Genomic DNA, 16,473 nt, shown 5'->3' on the forward strand with positions numbered 1-16,473 from the left:
CTAAAACGATTTTTCCAGCAATTTATAACCTTTGTTCGACAAGCGGCGGTGGCAGGTGAAACTCCCAGTCATGGCAGGTAGCCCTTCGCACGCCGATCAAGGATAGACCATGAGCCTACCTTTACTGGCCGATTTTCCGGCCATCCTGCTGCCATTGATTACCCGAGCACAACAGACATTTCGCACAGCTCTCGCTGATTTGTCTGCCGAGGCACTGGCTTCTTTCGACGCTTGGCCCGAGTCGCGTCGTCTGGCGTTCGACCGCGTGTGCGCAGCCAGCGATTTCGTCACCGAACAAATCTGCCGGGATCCGTGCATGCTGCTGGATATGGCTGATGCGGGCGAACTGGAACGTAGCTTTTCGGCAGGAGAGTTGCGTGGACAAATAGCCAATGCATTGGGCACCGCGACCACTGACGATGAACTGGGACGTAATCTACGTCGCCAACGCATGCGGCATCAAGTGCGGATTATCTGGCGCGACCTGACACGCCAGGCGGACCTGATCGAGACGTGCCGCGACCTGTCGGACATGGCCGATGCCTGCATCGACCTGGCCTGCCACTGGCTTCACGAGCGTCTCTGTCAGCAGTTCGGTACGCCCACCGGGCGCCGCACGGGGCTGCCGCAGCAGATGGTGATCCTGGGCATGGGCAAGCTGGGTGCCGTCGAGCTGAACCTGTCCTCGGACATCGATCTGATCTTCGGCTACCCGGAAGGCGGCGAGACGGTGGGCGTAAAGCGTCCTCTCGACAATCAGGAATTCTTCATTCGCCTGGGGCAGCGACTGATCAAGGCGCTGGACCCGGTGACCGTCGATGGCTTCGTGTTTCGCGTCGACATGCGCCTGCGGCCTTACGGTTCATCCGGGGCGCTGGTGCTCAGTTTCAATGCGCTGGAGCAGTACTACCAGGATCAGGGCCGTGACTGGGAACGCTACGCCATGATCAAGGCGCGAGTGGTCGGTGGCGATCAGAAGGCGGGCGCCGAGTTGCTGGAGATGCTGCGCCCGTTCGTCTATCGCCGTTATCTGGATTTCTCGGCCATCGAAGCGCTGCGCACCATGAAGCAGCTCATTCAGCAGGAAGTGAAGCGCAAGGGCATGGCTGAGAACATCAAGCTCGGCGCTGGCGGCATTCGCGAAGTCGAGTTCATCGCCCAGGCCTTTCAGCTGATTCACGGCGGTCGCGACCTCAGCCTGCAGCAGCGTCCGCTGTTCAAGGTGCTGAAAACCCTCGAAGGGCAAGGCTATCTGCCCGGCGCCGTGACCGAAGAGTTGCGCGAAGGCTATGAATTCCTGCGCTATACCGAACATGCCATTCAGGCAATTGCCGACCGTCAGACCCAGATGCTGCCGGACAACGAGCAGGATCAGGCACGTATCGCACTGATGATGGGCTTTTCTGACTGGGCGAGCTTTCACGAACGATTGATGTACTGGCGTGGCCGGGTGTCGTGGCATTTCCGGCAGGTGATTGCCGACCCGGATTCTGATCCGGATGAAGAGCAGGAAGACGACAGTGACGTGATCGTCGGCGGCGAGTGGCTGCCATTGTGGGAGGAGTCACAGGACGAAGAGGCCGCCAGCCGCCAGCTTTCTCAGGCCGGTTTCGTCAACGCCGAAACGGCGATCAGACATCTGGCGAACCTGCGCAGCAGTCCGCACCTGCGTTCGATGCAGCGCCTGAGTCGCGAACGGCTGGACGCTTTCATCCCGCGTCTGCTGGCTCAGGCCGTGGAGCACGCTAAACCTGATCTGGTGCTCGAACGTGTATTGCCGTTGGTGGAAGCGGTGGCCCGGCGTTCGGCCTACCTGGTGCTGCTCACCGAGAACCCCGATGCACTGCGCCGTTTGCTGACCCTGTGCGCAGCCAGTCCGTGGATCGCCGAGCAGATCGCCCGTTTCCCGTTGCTGCTCGACGAACTGCTCAATGAAGGCCGTCTGTTCAATCCGCCACTGGCGCCTGAACTGGCCGCCGAACTGCGCGAGCGCTTGATCCGCATTCCCGAGGATGACCTTGAGCAGCAAATGGAAGCGCTGCGACACTTCAAACTGGCTCACAGCCTGCGGGTGGCGGCGTCGGAAATTACCGGCAGCCTGCCGTTGATGAAGGTCAGCGACTACCTGACCTGGCTGGCCGAGGCGATCCTTGAGCAGGTGCTGGCGCTGGCCTGGCGTCACAGCGTGGCCAGGCACGGCACGCCATCGCGGCCTGACGGCACGTTGTGCGATCCGGGGTTCGTGATCGTCGGGTACGGTAAGGTGGGGGGGATTGAACTGGGTCACGGCTCCGACCTTGATCTGGTGTTCATTCATGATGGCGACCCGCAGACCGAAACCGATGGTGCCAGGCCAATCGACAGCGCGCAGTTCTTTACCCGGCTGGGGCAGCGGATCATTCACCTGCTGACCACTCAGACCAACTCCGGTCAGTTGTATGACGTCGACATGCGGCTGCGTCCGTCCGGCGCCTCGGGGCTGCTGGTCAGCTCGCTGGGCGCATTCGCCCGCTATCAGGACAAGGAAGCCTGGACCTGGGAGCATCAGGCGCTGGTCCGTGCTCGCGTCCTGACGGGCAGCCCCGACGTAGGCCGTGAAGTCGAGAAGGTGCGCGCCGACGTGCTGGGTCGCGAGCGGGATCTGGACAAGCTGCGCGCCGAAGTCAGCGAGATGCGCGCCAAGATGCGTGACAACCTCGGCAGCCGTCTGACAGCGGCGGGCAGGGGAGCCAATGCCTTCGAGTCCTCCATGCCGTTCGACCTCAAGCAGGACGCCGGAGGTATCGTCGATATCGAATTTATGGTGCAATACGCGGCCTTGGCGTGGTCCAGAGAGCATCCGGGGCTGCTGCAATACACCGATAACATTCGTATTCTCGAAGGGCTGGAAGAGGCCGGGCTGTTGCCCGACGCCGATGCCAGCCTGTTGCGCGAGGCCTACAAGGCGTACCGTTCGGCGGCGCACCGACAGGCCTTGCAGAAACAAGCGGGTGTGGTCAGCGGCGATCAGTTTCATTGCGAACGGCGTGAAGTGATGCGGATCTGGGCGCAGATGGGGTTGAGCTGAACGGGCGACATGTCGTCCTTTCACAACAAGACTATATAAAGCTATGACAGGGAGGCGACAGGTTGTGTGGGAATGTCACGCAGCCTGATCGGCCTCCCTGATCGTTTCCGGTCGTTTTTGGATGAAGCATGAATATTCTGATCGTTGGGCCTAGCTGGGTCGGTGACATGGTGATGGCGCAAACGCTGTTCCAGTGCCTGAAGCAGCGTCATCCCGAGTGCCAGATCGACGTACTGGCGCCCGAATGGAGTCGTCCGCTGCTTGAGCGTATGCCCGAAGTGCGCGCCGCCCTCAGCTTTCCCCTCGGCCACGGTGCTCTGGAGTTGGCCACGCGTCGGCGTATCGGCAAGTCGCTGGCCGGTCAGTACGATCAGGCGATTCTGCTGCCCAATTCCCTGAAGTCCGCGCTGGTGCCTTTTTTCGCCGGCATCAAACAGCGCACCGGCTGGCGTGGCGAGTTCCGATACGGGCTGCTCAACGATGTGCGCACGCTGGACAAGCAACGTTATCCGCTGATGATCGAGCGCTTCATGGCGCTGGCCTGGGACAAGGGTGCAGAACTGCCCCGGCCATACCCCAAACCGAGCCTGCAGATCGACCCGGCAACCCGCGATGCCGCGTTGGCCAAGTTCGGTTTGACGCTGGATCGTCCGGTGCTGGCGCTGTGTCCCGGTGCCGAGTTCGGCGAGTCCAAGCGCTGGCCCGCAGAGCACTACGCTCAGGTCGCCGATGCGCGAATCCGCGAAGGCTGGCAGGTCTGGCTGTTCGGCTCGCAGAAGGATCACCCGGTCGGCGAGACCATTCGCGAGAACCTGATTCCCGGTCTGCGTGAAGAGTCCGTCAACCTCAGCGGCCAGACCTCGCTGGCCGAAGCCATTGATCTGCTGTCGTGTGCGGACTCGGTCGTTTCGAACGATTCCGGTCTGATGCACGTTGCGGCCGCGCTGAATCGTCCGCTGGTGGCCGTGTATGGTTCGACATCGCCGGCGTTTACCCCGCCGCTGGCCGACGAGGTCGAGGTTGTCCGGTTGGGTATCGAGTGCAGCCCATGCTTTGATCGGACCTGCCGCTTCGGTCATTACAACTGCATGCGTCTGCTTGAGCCGGGCGCCGTGATCCAGGCGCTGGGCCGTCTGGACAGCACTCCGGTAGAGGTCATTTGACGTTGCGGGTATTGCTGATCAAGACGTCTTCGCTGGGTGATGTGATCCATGCCCTGCCCGCGCTGACCGACGCGGCCCGCGCGCTGCCGGGCATCCGCTTCGACTGGGTGGTGGAAGAAGGCTTTGCCGAGATTCCCGCCTGGCATCCGGCGGTCGACCGGGTCATTCCGGTGGCGATCCGCCGCTGGCGCAAGAACCTGTGGCAAACCTTCAGAAGCGGCGAGTGGCGCGGATTCAAGGCGCGTCTGCGCGAGCAGCGTTATGACCTGGTGATCGACGCGCAGGGTCTGTTCAAGAGCGCCTGGCTGACCCGTTATGTCGATGCGCCGGTGGCCGGTCTGGACCGTGACTCGGCACGCGAACCGGTGGCCAGCCGTTTCTATGACAAGCGCTACCCGGTGGCACGGGGGCAGCATGCGGTCGAGCGTTTGCGGCAGTTATTCGCTCAGGCGCTGGCCTACAGCGTTCCGACTGAAATCGGTGACTACGGGCTGAATAAGCTGACAGCTCAGGATGATGCGCCTCAGGCTCCCTTCGTGCTGTTTTTGCACGGCACCACTTGGGACACCAAGCATTGGCCGGAGCTGTATTGGCGACAGCTCGCTGAACGGATGGCCGCTCAAGGCCTGCAGGTTCGCCTGCCGTGGGGCAATCCGGCTGAAAAGGCACGCGCCGAACGCATCGCCGACGGGCTGGAGGCGGCGCATGTGTTACCCAAATTGAATCTGGCGGGCGTGGCGCAGGTGCTGGCTCAGGCGCAGGCCTGCGTGGCGGTGGACACCGGTATCGGTCATCTGGCCGCTGCACTGGATGTACCGACCGTCTCACTGTTCGGGCCGACCAATCCGGTGCTGACCGGGGCCTATGGAAAATCTCAGGTGCATCTGGCCGCCGATTACCCGAGCTGCGCGCCATGCCTGCAAAAGAAATGCACGTACCAGCCGACCGCTGAAGATCAGCGCCGGTTTGACCTTAAACGCGAGTGGCCACCGTGCTTCACTCGCCTGAATCCCGAGCGAGTAGCGAGCCAACTGGGCGCGCTGTTGCTGGCAAAGGAACCTGGCTGATGCAACTGGCTTTCGTCCTGTACAAATACTTTCCGTTCGGCGGACTGCAACGCGACTTCATGCGCATCGCGCTGGAGTGCCAGAAACGCGGTCATCAGATTCGCGTCTACACCCTGATCTGGGAAGGCGAAGTGCCGCCCGGCTTCGAGGTTCTGGTCGCGCCGGTCAAAGCCTTTTTCAACCATCGCCGCAACGAGAAGCTCAGCGCGTGGATGGAGGCGGATCTGGCCAGGCGCCCCGTGGACCGTCTGGTCGGCTTCAACAAGATGCCGGGTCTGGACGTTTATTACGCGGCAGATGGCTGCTTCGAGGATAAGGCGCAAAACCTGCGCAGCCCGCTGTATCGCAAATGGGGACGCTACCGCCACTTTGCCGATTACGAACGCGCTGTGTTCGCCAGGGACGCCAAGACCCAGGTCCTGATGATTTCCGAAGTGCAGCAGCCGCTGTTCATCAAACACTACGACACCCCGCTGTCACGTTTTCATCTGCTGCCGCCCGGCATTTCACCGGATCGCCGTGCCCCACCCGAAGCACCGGAGATTCGTTCAGGCTTTCGGCAAGAGTTCGGTCTCGCTGACAATGACCTGTTATTGGTGCAGATCGGCTCCGGTTTCAAGACAAAAGGCGTGGATCGCAGCCTCAAGGCCCTGGCGGCACTGCCGGCCGAGCTGAAGAAACGCACGCGGCTGTTTGTAATCGGCCAGGACGACCCCAAGGTATTCCAGCTGCAAAGCGCTGCATTGGGCCTGGGTGATCAAGTGACCTTCATGAAAGGTCGCAGCGATATCCCGCGCTTTCTGATGGGCGCTGACGTTCTGATTCATCCGGCCTACAACGAGAACACCGGCACCGTGCTGCTTGAGGCACTGGTGGCAGGTTTGCCCGTTCTGGTCAGCGCGGTGTGTGGCTATGCCCATTACATCGCCGAAGCCGACTGCGGTCTGGTGCTGGATGAACCGTTCGAACAGGCGCAGCTCAATCGTTATCTGGCAGACATGCTCAAGGACGATACGGCGCGCAGTAACTGGAGCCGAAACGGCCTGGCGTTCGCTGATACGGCGGACCTTTACAGCATGCCGCAGCACGCTGCCGATGTGATTCTGGCGGAGCACTATTGATGAAGCTGTTCCTTGCTGAACCGTTCAAGACCCTGTGGGCCGGGCGCGATGCATTCGCCGAGGTCGAGGCCTTGAGCGGTGAGGTGTATCGCGAGCTCGAAGGTCGCCGGACGCTGCGCACCGAAGTCGACGGGCGCGGCTATTTTGTGAAGATCCACCGGGGGATCGGCTGGGGCGAAATTGCCAAGAATCTGGTCACCGCCAAGTTGCCGGTGCTGGGCGCAGGCAAGGAGTGGGACGCAATCGAGCGTCTTCATGAAGTCGGTGTGCCGACCATGACCGCCGTGGCCTATGGCGAGCGTGGCAACAATCCGGCCGCGCAGCACTCGTTCATCATTACCGAAGAGCTGGCACCCACCACCAGCCTTGAAGACGTCAGCATCAACTGGCGCAACGAGCCGCCCGAGCCGCGCCTCAAGCGGGCGTATATTGCCGAGGTCGCCCGACTGGTCGGCATGATGCACCGCGCCGGGGTCAATCACCGCGACTGTTACATCTGCCATTTTCTGTTGCACACCGACAAGCCAGTCACGGCCGACGACTTCAGGTTGTCCGTCATCGACCTGCATCGCGCCCAGACCCGCCGGGCGATCACCCCGCGCTGGCGAAACAAGGACCTGGCGGCGTTGTATTTCTCGGCGCTCGACATCGGTCTGACGCGTCGCGACAAACTGCGCTTTCTCAAGGGCTACTTCCAGAAGCCGTTGCGGGAAGTACTGACCAGGGAAGCGAAGCTGCTCGGCTGGCTTGAGGCCAAGGCCGAAAAGCTTTATCAGCGCAAAGTGCGATACGGAGATGCGCTCTGATGGCGGGTTGGAACCTGGAGCCTGCGTACGCGTTTCTGGCTGAAGACTTCGGAAGCCTGGACGCCGTGTTTGCCTTGCAGGGCGAACGCCTGACCCGCGATCCGCTGTCCGAGGTGATCCGGGTTCAGCGCGCCGGGATCAATTACTATGTCAAACGCTACGTGGGTGCCGGCAAGGGCCTGCGACGTTATCTGGGGCGGCCCCGGGTCAAGTCCGAGTGGCAGAACCTCAAGCGTTTCGCCAAGTGGGGCATTCCCACTGCCGAAGTCGTAGCCTGGGGCCTTGAGCGCAACGGCGCAGCCTATGACCGTGGTGCGTTGATCACCCGCGAATTGCCCAACACCGAAGACATGTCTGCGCTGGCGCTGCGCAAGGATCCGCTGCTGTCCGACCGGCAGTGGGTGGATGGCATCAGCCGCCAGCTCGCGTCCTACACGCGCATCATGCATGACCATCATTTCACTCATAACGACCTGAAGTGGCGCAACCTGCTGGTGGACGATCAGGCCCGGCTGTTCTTCATCGATTGCCCCAACGGGGCCTTTTGGTGGAGCTTCATGCTGCGCTACCGGATCACCAAGGATCTGGCGTGCCTGGACAAGGTCGCCAAGTATCATCTTTCCGCCACCCAGCGGCTGCGCTTCTACCTGCAGTACCGTCAGCGGGCGCGTCTGAACGCCTCTGACAAAAAGCGTATCCGCCATGTCGTCAGCTTTTTCGAGGGGCGCGAATGAGCGTTTTCATTGCCAGTGCCGACCTGCCCCTGCTGGAGCGTCATGGCCTGACCGATTTCGAGTCGCTGTGGAGCATGAAGCTGGACGCGGTCGATGAGCCCAACACCGGGCGAGGCGGCTGGAGCAGCGTGTTCCGGCTGGATCTGGACGGCCAGGGTTTTTACCTCAAGCGTCAGAGCAATTACCTGACCCACACGTTGCATCATCCGTTTGGCGAGCCGTCCTTTTCCCGCGAGTTTCGCAACATCAGCCGCTACCAGAAGCTCGGTATCCCGGCCCTGCAGGCTGTGTTTTACGGCGAGAGCAGGGTCGATGGCGAGCGTCGGGCGATTCTGATGACCCGCGCGCTCGACGGCTGGACCGATCTGGATGAACTGCTGCAGGGCTGGACGGAGCTGGGCACCGCATCGCGATCGGCTATTCTGAAAGCCTGCGGGCTGCTGGCGCGCACGCTGCACGGCGCGGGGCAGATCCATGGCTGTTTCTATCCCAAGCATATTTTTCTGCGCACCGATCAAGCGGGCTGTCAGGCGCAACTGATCGATCTGGAAAAGACCCGGCCGGTCATCTTTGGCAAGCGTGACCGGGTCAAGGATCTGGAACCGCTGTTGCGCCGCGCACGGATGTGGACAGAAGCCGATCAGCGCGAACTGCTGGCAGCCTATCTGCAAGCCAGTCCCGACAGCGAACGGGTCAACGAATGGCGTGCGCGCCTCGGGCAGCGAGGCCAGCACAAGCGTGACCTTCAACACCGTGACCAGAAAGAGACCCGCTGATGCGTTTGTCCGACCTCAAGAATGCCGGGCGCAAGCCCGAGCTGCCGATGAGCCTGACCCTGGCCGATGCCGCAGGCGCCGCCGAACTGCAATTGTTGACCCTGCTGCGTGTACTGCCCGGTCAGCGCTACGTAGGCGCAGGTGTCTGGCGTGGTCGCACGGTGCTGGCCAAGCTGCTGGTCGGCAGCAAGGCCGCCCGGCATTTTCAGCGTGAACTGAGCGGCGTACGGCTGCTGGCCGAGCAGGGCGTGACTACGCCTTTGCTGCTGGCCGACGGGCTGCAGGAAGGCGAGGGTGGCTGGCTGTTGTTCGAGTTTCTCGAAAATGCGCCAAGCCTTGGCGATGCCTGGAATGCCGTGCAGCACCAGTCCCCGTTGACCCATGAGCAGCAAAACGTGCTGGGCGAAGCACTCTCGGCGATTGCCTTGCTGCACGCCAAAGGCCTGTGGCAGGACGACCTTCATTTGGACAACCTGCTTCGCCATGACGGCAAGCTGTACATGATCGACGGCGCAGGCATTCGAGCCGAGCAGGCCGGACAGCCTTTGTCGCGTCAGAAAGTCCTGGAAAACCTCGGCGTGTTCTTCGCCCAGTTGCCCCGAGCGTTCGAGCCGTTTACCGAAGAATTGCTGGTGCATTACTTGTTGAGCAATGCCGAACATGGCTTGCCGATGGAGGCGCTGCAGAAGCAGATCGACAAGACACGCAACTGGCGTCTGAAGGATTTTCTCGACAAGACCGGGCGCGATTGCAGCCTGTTCAGCGTCAAGGACGGTGCTTCGGTGTTTCAGGCGATTCGTCGCGAGGAAGAAGCGGCAATGGTGCCGGTGCTGGATCAGGCCGATGCGTTGCTGGATGAGGGTCATCTGTACAAGACCGGTGGAGCCGCCAGTGTCGGGCGGGTCGAGGTCAATGGCCGTGCGTTGGTCATCAAACGTTACAACATCAAACACTTCAGTCACTGGCTCAAGCGCTTCTGGCGTCCCAGTCGTGCCTGGCATTCCTGGCGTGAGGGCAACCGGCTGGCGTTTCTGGGCATCGCGACGCCCAAGCCGTTGGCGGTGCGTGAAAAGCGCGTGCTGGGCCTGCGTAACAAGGCGTATCTGGTGACCGAGTTCCTGCCGGGACCGGACATCATTGAGCGCTTTGCGCCTTATGTTGAAACCGGTGAGGTGCCCGAGGCCGAGCTGCAAGCGCTCGACACACTGTTTGCGCAGTTGATACGCGAGCGCATCAGTCACGGTGATTTCAAGGGGCATAACGTGTTCTGGCAGGAAGGGCGCTGGGCACTGATTGATCTGGATGCCATGCAGCAGCATGCTTCCCGAGCCTCGTTCGAGGCAGCTTTTGCCCGCGACCGTGCGCGCTTCATGCGCAACTGGCCAGCGCAGAGCGCGCTGCACCAGAAGCTGGAGCAGCGCTTGCCGAAGGGCGAGCCGGCCTGAGCCGTCTCGTCCTGGCAGGTGGGCGCGTTATTCGACGCGACTGAGGTTCATGTCCCTGAGCGCGATGCTCAGGGCGTTCAAGTCTTCGTAAGTCTTCAAGTGCACCCCTATCCAGCTGGGACGGTCAACGGACAGCTTGCCCTTTGCGTCGACGTTCACCGGGGTGCGATGGATCTGACCGTCTCGCGAGCGATGCACGATGGTGTGCAGGCCATCGTCGGTCTGTTCGATGAGGAACATGCCGGGTTTGGTCAGACGCCTTCCCACGGACTGAGTTCTGGGCACGGTAACATCAGGCCTTGGCACTTCAAGGTCTACGCGATAGTCGCCCTGAATGTGAATGCGGGCTTTGCCTATACCTATCGGCAGCGATTCGCCCGGATCGCGTACTACCCCCCGCGACTGGCCCGGGACTACATCGATTACCCGCAGGCCAATGCCACCTTCCAGCTCGGCGATGCCGGGAACAGCGCTTTTGAACGTGTTGGAGTGGCTGTTGCCGACCAGAGCAATCCATTTGTGCGAGCCCATGACCTGCTGGTGCCTGCGAATCGTACGGGACGCAAAATAATTCATCATTTGCTGGCGAGTGGTAACCGTTTCGTCGGGAAGGCCCTTGAGCTGGTAGCTGGCCAGGCAGTCGATTGCCCGAACTTCCACCCCGTGTTGCCGGGCCTGGATCACCAGTTTCTCGAAGTTATAGACCCCGGCCGGATCGGTCCGGTGGCCTATGTCCAGGGTCTGCAGGTCATGCAGCAAGTGTTTGGTCATTTCGCCTGTTTCGAAGAAATGGTCCAGGTCAGCCTGGTGCAGGTCACTGGTAAGATGCTCGAGATACAGTGTCTTGACGTCCTGTTGCACGAGTGACGGCAGGTTGTCGATGATCAGCTTCTTGCTGGCTATCGAGGTGTGCGTCTCGCCCAGAACGACGCCGTCGGTATGCTGATAGAGCTTTTCAAAAAGCTCGGCAGGCGATGTTTTGGGCGCTATTTCAGGCAATAAAGGTCGGGCGGGGAGCACTGCGGACTCAACTGCTTTAGCGTCCTGTTGCAATTGTGCGCGCAGACTGAAAAACGCTTCCCTTACCTCGCTGAGCTCCTCATCGAAATAAAAGAAGCGCTCATCCAGCCCGCGATGTTCAAAGCTGGCCAGCGTGTGCAGGGCGCTTCTTTGTTCGAGCGCCACCTCGTAGGTCGCGTCGCTCAGCGACTGCTGAATGGCGGTCATCGGGCGAGGGCCGGTCGAGTCTGGTTGCTCACTGCGCACCCAACCCGATTCCGGCTCCCAACGGAACACGTAATCGCCAGTCCAGCGCTCTCCCGACTCGATGGTCTGCCGATCGGCCATTCGGTTCATCAAGATTTCATCCACTCGCGTGCCTGGCTGCGTTACAGGTTTTGGCGCCGTGATCAGGGGGTTGGGAAATTCAATCGTGAAGTCAGCTGAGGGGCCGGCAGTGGATGGGGTTGTACCGGTCGCGAGTACACGGGTCGGGCGCCCTGTCGGAATGTCTTGAACATGCACGCTGATAACGCCTTGCAGTTCGGCAATACCCGGGATGGTGTCGTGGGTGGTTGCCAGCTTCTGGTCGAGTAGCGCAATCCAGCGTTTTGCAGGCTGGCGTGCCACGTCAGCGCTGATCACGTGATGGCCGAAAAAGTTGCTGGTTTTCTGCTCGGCGGTCAGATCACCTGCGGCGGCGACAACCGGATGGTCCAGCAGCGGGTAGCTGGTTGACGAGCTGAAGGGACGAACCTCAATACCGTGCCTGTGTGCGGCCTTGATCAGGTGGTAGTAATCGTATTCGGAGGTCTGATTGCGCAAAGCGCCCTTATTGAGATGCTTGAGGTGGGTCTTGATTTCGTGAGAGCCGGAACGGCTTTTTCCGCCCAGTTGGCGATAAGTATTCAGTTTATCGAGGTGTTTGTCGGTGAACAGGTGGTCGAGGTACAGGACTTCAACGTTCTGTTTTTTGAGCAATGGCATATTGAGAATAAGCAGACGCTTGCTGGCGACCGATTGTCCGGCCTCGCTCAACACCAGCCCATTGCTGTGGGTGAAGACGCTTTCAAACAGCGACTCTACCCCGGCGTCAGACGCAAGGGTCGGCAGTGAGGGGCGGACGGGCACCACCACCTTCATGAAGAAGGCGTTGGCATCCTGATAGAGCTTGTCCTGAAGTCTTGAGAGCACCTGACGCAACTCGTCGTAGTAGCTCTTGAAGTAAAACTCCAGATCCATGCCTGTCGGGTCTGGGGCGAACTTATCCAGAATCGCATACAGCCCCGGTCTCATCTCCGGTGGCATCTCATAGTCGCTCAAGCGAACCGTGGTGTTGAGTCCGGCGGTCGCTTCTTCCGGCAGCGGTCTGTAGGTGCCTTCATCGCCAAGCCCGCCTCCTCGCAATTGATGCCGGCCGATTTTCTCCCATTGTCCTTGTTTGTTCAGGCGTACCGGCTGTTTGCCAAAGAATGCGAACGGGTTGGCCGGGTCGATGATCTGCCAGTGGCGCATGTGGGCGTCAAACTGCACCTGATAGGTCTTGCCGGACAGGTTGATGTAATGCTTGCCCTGGACACTGCAAATACCGTTGGCGTGACCGCTCTTGATACGTGGCACGTTTTGCAGGGAAACATCGACCGCCAGGTCGCGACCGGCGGTGTTGGCGCTATCCAGTGGCGAACTCAGGGGTTGCCAGCTGCCGTCGGGTGTCCGGCTGGCGAACTGCCCGGTGGCGCTGATCTTCTGTGACGACGTGCTGGTCTGCTGAAACAGGGGCGCGTGACCGTTGGCGTTTACCTTGCCGACCAGCACAGTCTTGTCCTGCAGAGTGGCCGGAAACAGATCCTCGTATCGCGGTGGCAGGTCGTGGGGGGCAATCGGCGGCAGCGCCGACGCGTCGGGAAGACGCTTTTCGAGACGATGCACGATGCCGCCAAGGCCTTTCATGCCGGAAAGCAGATCGCCCGCCGCGCCCAACCCATTGAACAGTGACGAGAGGATATAGCCGCTGGCAGCGTTCTGGTCGCCCTCGGTCAGTGCCTGTACGGCACGCACCGTATCGTGCAGGGACAGCAGGCTTCCGACCGCAAAGCTCGCGGGCGGGAATGGCAGCGTCAATGCCGTCGCGATGAGTTCAGCGCTGATCCAGATCATTCTGGACAGCATGTCGTGACGACCGGTGGTGGTGTCTTCGATGTCGCGCAGTTTTCGTTCGATAAACCGGTTGAAACAGGTGCCGGCGAAGTCTGCGATGTATTCCTTTGGTAGAAACGGTGCTTTGCTGGCGCCGCCCTGCTGCATGTCGCGCAGGAAAAAAGCCAGCGTCCGACGCGACTGAAGGCTGCAGCGGTCCTTGTAATAGTCGATCATGCCCGCCTTGCTCAGGGAGGGGATGAAGTCGCTGAAAAGGCGAAACTCGACGCCGTCCGGTGCCTGAGGCGTATAAAGCAGCGCGGTCTGGCGGGTCTGGGTAGACAGGATCGCAACGCAGCCTTGAACCGTTTCGACGTGGGTCAATTGCTGATCGGGAATCACCAATTGGTCCACACCTTTCAGGCCTGAGGCGATGAAGGGTTTGTCGATATGCAGTTGCAAGGGATAAAGCGGGTATTGCTGGCGCGTTTGAGCGTCATTCAGATGGGCGCGGTCCAGGCTGTTCATCAACCAATCGTACTGATCGCGTTTGATATGCCCCTTCAAAACGCTGCGCAGTGCCGCAGCCTTCATGTGCAACTGGTTGATCGCCACGCTCGCCGTGCGACGGTATTCATAGCCTTCATTGTCTGGATTGAGCAGCGTGCGCCTGACCAGCGCGATGTAGTCGTCGGCAAGCCATTTGCCGCGCACCGAGCCTGCCACTTTCTGGGGTGAAAGAGCGCTGAGGTCAACACCTTCCGGGCCTTTGAACGTGGCCATCCTGTCTGCGGTGGCGCGCGTCGGGTCAATGCTGTCGTCGTAGCCGTTGAGCAACATGTCGGTGTAGGTGACGGTTTCACGCTCGCTGCTGATCACGATCAGGTCGGGGTCTACCGTACCGTCAGGCAGGCCGAGCAGTGTGTTGATCTGTTGGCTGGCTCGTTCGAATACGTACTCTTCGAACGGCTTGACGTATGTGTGGGGTTTTAGCTGGTAGTTGCGCAGCGCGCCAGCGGCGGCCTCTTCCAGCGCAATCAGTTGCTGGCGATTCTCAAGAGATGCGCCTGCGTACCAGGAGGGCGTGTGGCGCGCCTGTTCCGAGATCGTCACGTTGGCATGGTCGAGCGCGAACAGCGAAAGCGCCATCGCGTAGTCGGACACGTCAATGAGGCGGACGAAATCAGCCTGCGGGTACGGTTTGAGTCGCAGTGCCTGCAATCGACTTTCGAGCTGCGGTCGGGCGGAAACCTCAAGCTGGCTGAGCAGATAGTCCAGGTGTTCCGTTGACTTCACCCAGCCGACCAGCGTGTGCAGCAATTGGTCTTCGTTGTCGAAGGCATGGAAAGGGCGTTGATGGGGGGCGTCCTGGGCGAACATGATCAGGCGCTCCAGTTGGCCTGATGCACTTTGCTTGCGAAACACCAGCAATTTGCTCATGACCGCGTGTCCGTCCAGCCTGATCTGTTGAATCCGGGGCGGTGCCTCTGCGCCTGCCTGTGCGGGTTGCAACACAGATTCGACGATGGCGAAGTCATCGGGGCGAATATGCCCCTGCATCTTGGCGGCACACGCCAGTGCCGTGATTTGCGTATGGGTCAGGGTGCGCATCAATTGCTGGTTGTGAGCCTGACGGTAGGCCGCTTTCTGAAAAGCGCCAAATTTGACGCGCACATCCAGTTCCTCGACGACGCGGGCGATGTAGGCCGCATCCAGCGCCGTGTAGGCGGGGCCCAGTGAAACGTTGTCGTAGTCGATCGTGGTTCGGGTCAGAAAATCGGAGCCCTCTGTGCGGTCGCCCGGGTGCAGGCCGTACAGGGCTAGTTCGACCCACGAGCGCGTCACTTGGTAAGTTTCGCCTGTCACAGGCAAGGTGCGCTGGGTGCTGATGGTGATGAGGCCGGGGTCCAGGGCGTAGCCCAGATCGTCAGCCAGGCGCACGTTGAGATGTGCCAGGGCGAACGCTTCTGGCGAGGCCGCCGTGCCCAGTGCACTGAGGACAGCGGCGCGTGCCTGTTCGCAGCGGTTCAGGCGCTCGGTGTAGATCGCCATTTCCTTAGGGCTTGCCAGCTTGATCCAGTCCGGCAGACTGCGACGATAATCGGCCTCACGCAGCGCTATTTCACGCAGTTCAAGCATTGCCTGTGGGCCGAACAGGCCTCGCTGGTCAATCGCGTGCTGAATGAGTGCCCGATGCTTCTGTCGGTCACCGACGTCTTGCAGGGCGCAGGCGTGACGAACATCGTTGCGCTGTTTGGTCAGCAGGCTGTCCAGCGCTTGAGCCAGCGGCTCTGCGTCAATGGCTTTTAATTGTAAGTCGGTGCTTAAAAACGGATCGGCATACAGGTCGGGGTCGGCGTCGATGGCTGCAATCTGGTCCTGATGGCGCAGTTCAAGACTGCGCGTCAGTGCGCCCTTCAAGGAGGGTGAGTTGAGCCACAGCGTCAGCGCCTCCAGCATCTGTGCCTGGGTAGCGAATGCGGTGAGGCCCAGACCTGGTAACACCAGCAAGGTCGGGCCTTGCGCCAGGGACAGCACCAAGGCACCGGCCAGCTCAGCCTCAACGTTGTCATCCAGCTGGACGTGAAGGGAAAAGGCGTCGGGTACCGGTGACGTGTTCATCTGCGAGACCGTCGCGGGAAGACACTGTGCGTAGACTGGCGCGAGCTCGCCTTCATGTACCTTGAGCGTCACCTCGTCGCGCAGGGCCTGGCGCAGGTCTGAAAGGTATTGATCGTAAGGGGTCTCACCGGGCGGCATGACCGGCCGCCAGTAATCGTCGAGCTGCGCAATCAGGCGAGTGATGTGTGTCTCGGACGCAGGTGTATCCAGCAGGGCGTCGTCGGGTGCTGGCAATTGCCTGAGTGTATCGCTTGATCGGCTGCTCAGTTCATCCAGTCGCTTCAGTGCGGCGGACGCCTTTGTAAAGGTGTCCAGGGGCTTGAGGGGGACAGGTGTCAATGTCTGCATTGTTTTTCGGCTCTGGAGGGGCGCGATGTGCGCCGCTGATTGAAGGCCGTGAGGCCGTGATTTCTGGCCGTCAATCAATCAGAATCCGGCGGGCCGGGAGCGTAGATAGTTATTGAATGTCAGCATGCGAGTGCATTTCTGCCGGGCGGTGCTGAAATACGGTGGCTTCGCCTGTTTGCTGAAAGCCTT

At 60.7% G+C, this 16,473-nt stretch carries 9 protein-coding genes; 8 read left to right on the top strand and 1 reads right to left on the bottom strand.

All coding sequences use genetic code 11. From position 1 onward, the window contains the following. Positions 1 to 109 precede the first annotated feature (109 nt). From glnE to KDX39_RS09710, 8 genes are all read left to right on the top strand, one after another. Entirely contained in the window at positions 110 to 3,067 is a 2,958-nt protein-coding gene (gene glnE, locus KDX39_RS09675; protein ID WP_231660164.1) for a bifunctional [glutamate--ammonia ligase]-adenylyl-L-tyrosine phosphorylase/[glutamate--ammonia-ligase] adenylyltransferase, read from the top strand. 128 nt (positions 3,068 to 3,195) lie between these two features. Then, positions 3,196 to 4,230 carry a lipopolysaccharide heptosyltransferase II gene (waaF, locus tag KDX39_RS09680; protein ID WP_099229471.1) on the top strand — a complete coding sequence of 345 codons (1,035 nt, stop codon included), beginning with the start codon at positions 3,196 to 3,198 and terminating at the stop codon, positions 4,228 to 4,230. Between the two features lie 2 nt (positions 4,231 to 4,232). Then, positions 4,233 to 5,297: a lipopolysaccharide heptosyltransferase I gene (gene waaC, locus KDX39_RS09685; RefSeq protein ID WP_231660216.1), complete on the top strand. Its 1,065-nt coding sequence runs from the start codon at positions 4,233 to 4,235 to the stop codon at positions 5,295 to 5,297. Beyond that, positions 5,297 to 6,418: a glycosyltransferase family 4 protein gene (locus tag KDX39_RS09690; protein WP_231660165.1), complete on the top strand. Its 1,122-nt coding sequence runs from the start codon at positions 5,297 to 5,299 to the stop codon at positions 6,416 to 6,418. The genes waaC and KDX39_RS09690 overlap by 1 nt, the downstream gene beginning before the upstream one ends. Then, on the top strand, positions 6,418 to 7,224 hold the full coding sequence (gene rfaP / locus KDX39_RS09695) for a lipopolysaccharide core heptose(I) kinase RfaP (RefSeq protein WP_231660166.1): 807 nt from the start codon (positions 6,418 to 6,420) through the stop codon (positions 7,222 to 7,224). The genes KDX39_RS09690 and rfaP overlap by 1 nt, the downstream gene beginning before the upstream one ends. Further along, a complete protein-coding gene (locus KDX39_RS09700) occupies positions 7,224 to 7,958 on the top strand; it encodes a lipopolysaccharide kinase InaA family protein (protein ID WP_099229475.1) in 735 nt (244 codons plus the stop codon). Before rfaP ends, KDX39_RS09700 begins: the two co-directional genes overlap by 1 nt. After that, complete coding sequence (locus KDX39_RS09705; RefSeq protein WP_231660167.1) at positions 7,955 to 8,734, top strand: lipopolysaccharide kinase InaA family protein; 780 nt, start codon at positions 7,955 to 7,957, stop codon at positions 8,732 to 8,734. The genes KDX39_RS09700 and KDX39_RS09705 overlap by 4 nt, the downstream gene beginning before the upstream one ends. After that, a complete protein-coding gene (locus KDX39_RS09710; protein ID WP_231660168.1) occupies positions 8,734 to 10,179 on the top strand; it encodes a lipopolysaccharide kinase InaA family protein in 1,446 nt (481 codons plus the stop codon). The genes KDX39_RS09705 and KDX39_RS09710 overlap by 1 nt, the downstream gene beginning before the upstream one ends. A gap of 27 nt (positions 10,180 to 10,206) precedes the next feature. Here KDX39_RS09710 and KDX39_RS09715 read toward each other — a convergent pair whose 3' ends face one another. Continuing rightward, positions 10,207 to 16,284 carry a membrane-targeted effector domain-containing toxin gene (locus tag KDX39_RS09715; protein WP_231660169.1) on the bottom strand — a complete coding sequence of 2,026 codons (6,078 nt, stop codon included), beginning with the start codon at positions 16,282 to 16,284 and terminating at the stop codon, positions 10,207 to 10,209. Positions 16,285 to 16,473 lie beyond the last annotated feature (189 nt).

This window comes from Pseudomonas sp. CDFA 610 (genome assembly GCF_021147865.1).
Lineage (GTDB): Bacteria > Pseudomonadota > Gammaproteobacteria > Pseudomonadales > Pseudomonadaceae > Aquipseudomonas > Aquipseudomonas alliivorans.

Coding starts and splice junctions, on each gene's coding strand:
- glnE (WP_231660164.1), top strand. CDS start 110: ATGAGCCTACCTTTACTGGCCGATTTTCCGGCCATCCTGCTGCCATTG.
- waaF (WP_099229471.1), top strand. CDS start 3,196: ATGAATATTCTGATCGTTGGGCCTAGCTGGGTCGGTGACATGGTGATG.
- KDX39_RS09690 (WP_231660165.1), top strand. CDS start 5,297: ATGCAACTGGCTTTCGTCCTGTACAAATACTTTCCGTTCGGCGGACTG.
- rfaP (WP_231660166.1), top strand. CDS start 6,418: ATGAAGCTGTTCCTTGCTGAACCGTTCAAGACCCTGTGGGCCGGGCGC.
- KDX39_RS09700 (WP_099229475.1), top strand. CDS start 7,224: ATGGCGGGTTGGAACCTGGAGCCTGCGTACGCGTTTCTGGCTGAAGAC.
- KDX39_RS09705 (WP_231660167.1), top strand. CDS start 7,955: ATGAGCGTTTTCATTGCCAGTGCCGACCTGCCCCTGCTGGAGCGTCAT.
- KDX39_RS09710 (WP_231660168.1), top strand. CDS start 8,734: ATGCGTTTGTCCGACCTCAAGAATGCCGGGCGCAAGCCCGAGCTGCCG.
- KDX39_RS09715 (WP_231660169.1), bottom strand. CDS start 16,284: ATGCAGACATTGACACCTGTCCCCCTCAAGCCCCTGGACACCTTTACA.